This window comes from Microbacterium sp. NPDC058062, assembly GCF_042885375.1.
In the GTDB taxonomy this organism is placed as follows: Bacteria; Actinomycetota; Actinomycetes; order Actinomycetales; family Microbacteriaceae; genus Microbacterium; species Microbacterium trichothecenolyticum_C.
The window spans coordinates 2,038-5,604 of the sequence record NZ_JBHVSC010000013.1 but is presented as its reverse complement, the minus strand read 5'-3'; the positions used below and the strand labels follow the sequence as shown (position 1 = coordinate 5,604).

Below are 3,567 nucleotides of genomic sequence, written 5' to 3'. Positions count from 1 at the left end.
CCGTGAATGGGTGTCCGGCGGTGTCCTACTCTCCCACAGGGTCCCCCCTGCAGTACCATCGGCGCTGAGAGGCTTAGCTTCCGGGTTCGGAATGGGACCGGGCGTTTCCCTCTCGCTATGGCCGCCGTAACTCTTTCGATGAGTTCGGTGCTTTCACAACGTGAAAAAAGTCTTCTGTTCAGTTGCGGTTACCCGACCGTACATCGGGAACCACTCAGTGGACGCGAGCATTCTCAACCCCACCAGGGGGGGGAGTGTTATCAAGTCATCGGCTTATTAGTACCAGTCAGCTGCACACGTTGCCGTGCTTCCACATCTGGCCTATCAACCCAGTAGTCTGGCTGGGAGCCTCTCACCTAAAAGGTATGGAAGTCTCATCTTGAGGCCGGCTTCCCGCTTAGATGCTTTCAGCGGTTATCCATCCCGAACGTAGCTAACCAGCGGTGCACTTGGCAGTACAACTGGCACACCAGAGGTTCGTCCAACCCGGTCCTCTCGTACTAGGGTCAGATCCTCTCAAACTTCCTACGCGCGCAGCGGATAGGGACCGAACTGTCTCACGACGTTCTAAACCCAGCTCGCGTACCGCTTTAATGGGCGAACAGCCCAACCCTTGGGACCTACTCCAGCCCCAGGATGCGACGAGCCGACATCGAGGTGCCAAACCATGCCGTCGATATGGACTCTTGGGCAAGATCAGCCTGTTATCCCCGAGGTACCTTTTATCCGTTGAGCGACAGCGCTTCCACAAGCCACTGCCGGATCACTAGTCCCGACTTTCGTCCCTGCTCGACCTGTCAGTCTCACAGTCAAGCTCCCTTGTGCACTTACACTCGCCACCTGATTGCCAACCAGGTTGAGGGAACCTTTGGGCGCCTCCGTTACTTTTTGGGAGGCAACCGCCCCAGTTAAACTACCCACCAGGCACTGTCCCTGAACCGGATTACGGTTCGAAGTTAGATATCCAGAGTGACCAGAGTGGTATTTCAACAATGACTCCACCATAACTGGCGTCATGGCTTCACAGTCTCCCACCTATCCTACACAAGCCACACCGAACACCAATACCAAGCTGTAGTAAAGGTCACGGGGTCTTTCCGTCCTGCTGCGCGTAACGAGCATCTTTACTCGTATTGCAATTTCGCCGAGTTCGCGGTTGAGACAGTTGGGAAGTCGTTACGCCATTCGTGCAGGTCGGAACTTACCCGACAAGGAATTTCGCTACCTTAGGATGGTTATAGTTACCACCGCCGTTTACTGGGGCTTAAATTCTCAGCTTCGCCTTGCGGCTAACCGGTCCTCTTAACCTTCCAGCACCGGGCAGGCGTCAGTCCGTATACATCGTCTTGCGACTTGGCACGGACCTGTGTTTTTAGTAAACAGTCGCTACCCACTAGTCTCTGCGGCCACCACACCCTTTCTCCAGCAAGTGGATATAAGTGGATGGCCCCCCTTCTCCCGAAGTTACGGGGGCATTTTGCCGAGTTCCTTAACCACGATTCTCTCGATCTCCTTGGTATTCTCTACCTGACCACCTGAGTCGGTTTGGGGTACGGGCAGCTAGAACCTCGCGTCGATGCTTTTCTCGGCAGCATAGGATCACCCACTTTTCATCCGCATCGTGTCTCAGCCTGTACGAGTCACGGATTTGCCTATGACTCGGCCTACGCACTTGCCCCGGGACAACCATCGCCCGGGATGGGCTACCTTCCTGCGTCACACCTGTTAATACGCTAACCGCACCAGCATGGGGTCGTACGCTAGGCCCCACGCCATCACCCGAAGGATCCGGTCATGGGGATTCAGATACTTAGCACTACTGGGTTAGTTGGGGCGGTTCTTCGCCGGTACGGGAATATCAACCCGTTGTCCATCGACTACGCCTGTCGGCCTCGCCTTAGGTCCCGACTTACCCAGGGAAGATTAGCTTGACCCTGGAACCCTTGGTCTTTCGGAGGACGTGTTTCTCACACGTCTTTCGCTACTCATGCCTGCATTCTCACTCGTGTAGCGTCCACGGCTGGGTCACCCCGCCGCTTCACTCGCCACACGACGCTCTCCTACCCATCAACACGGCTGGACCACGAAGGCCTACCAATAATGTCAATGCCACAACTTCGGTGGCGTGCTTGAGCCCCGTTACATTGTCGGCGCGGAATCACTTGACCAGTGAGCTATTACGCACTCTTTCAAGGGTGGCTGCTTCTAAGCCAACCTCCTGGTTGTCTAAGCAACTCCACATCCTTTCCCACTTAGCACGCGCTTAGGGACCTTAGATGGTGGTCTGGGTTGTTTCCCTCTCGACTATGAAGCTTATCCCCCACAGTCTCACTGCTGCGCTCTCACTTACCGGCATTCGGAGTTTGGCTGACGTCAGTAACCTTGTAGGGCCCATCGGCCATCCAGTAGCTCTACCTCCGGCAAGAAACACGCAACGCTGCACCTAAATGCATTTCGGAGAGAACCAGCTATCACGAAGTTTGATTGGCCTTTCACCCCTATCCACAGCTCATCCCCTCAGTTTTCAACCTAAGTGGGTTCGGCCCTCCACGACGTCTTACCGTCGCTTCAGCCTGGCCATGGATAGATCACTTCGCTTCGGGTCTAGGACATGCGACTGAATCGCCCTATTCAGACTCGCTTTCGCTACGGCTACCCCACCCGGGTTAACCTCGCCACATATCGCTAACTCGCAGGCTCATTCTTCAAAAGGCACGCTGTCACACCTACCAGGGGTGCTCCAACGGTTTGTAAGCAAACGGTTTCAGGTACTATTTCACTCCCCTCCCGGGGTACTTTTCACCTTTCCCTCACGGTACTTGTCCGCTATCGGTCATCTGGGAGTATTTAGGCTTATCAGGTGGTCCTGACAGATTCACACGGGATTTCTCGGGCCCCGTGCTACTTGGGATACGCTCCACGCCAGAACACGCATTTCGACTACGGGGCTGGCACCCACTCTGGCCCGCCTTTCAAGACGGTTCGTCTATACGCTTCTGTCACGTCGACCACTCGGCAGAATGATCAGGAACGTCCCGCAACCCCCCACATGCAACGCCTGCCGGCTCTCACACACATGAGGTTTAGCCTGATCCGATTTCGCTCGCCACTACTCACGGAATCACGGTTGTTTTCTCTTCCTGTGGGTACTGAGATGTTTCACTTCCCCACGTTCCCTCTACCCGCCCTATATATTCAGGCGGGAGTCACCAGGTACGCACGCGCCCTGGCGGGGTTTCCCCATTCGGACACCCTCGGATCAAAACTTGCTTATCAGTTCCCCGAGGCTTATCGCAGATTGCTACGTCCTTCTTCGGCTCCAGATGCCAAGGCATCCACCGTTTGCTCTTAAAGACTTGAAAACATGAGAATCAAAAACTCGACCACACACCCGAAGGCATGCGATCAGAAATTGACTAATGATCTTTAAGATCATCAACACAAAACAACCCCCAAAGAGGTCATCTTGCAAAGATGCTCGCGTCCACTGTGTAGTTCTCAAAGTACGGGCGGCACTTCCCCCACCCACCAGCCAACAGCCGGCAGCAAGAAAAGCCCAGAGAGTCG

2 rRNA genes are annotated in these 3,567 nt (G+C 54.9%); both read right to left on the bottom strand.

Annotated elements, in window-relative coordinates:
* Positions 1–12: 12 nt before the first annotated feature.
* Positions 13–129: ribosomal RNA gene (rrf, locus tag ACFVSU_RS21930) — 5S ribosomal RNA — on the bottom strand.
* A gap of 127 nt (positions 130–256) precedes the next feature.
* Positions 257–3,362, bottom strand: a 23S ribosomal RNA gene (locus ACFVSU_RS21925).
* Positions 3,363–3,567: the final 205 nt, after the last annotated feature.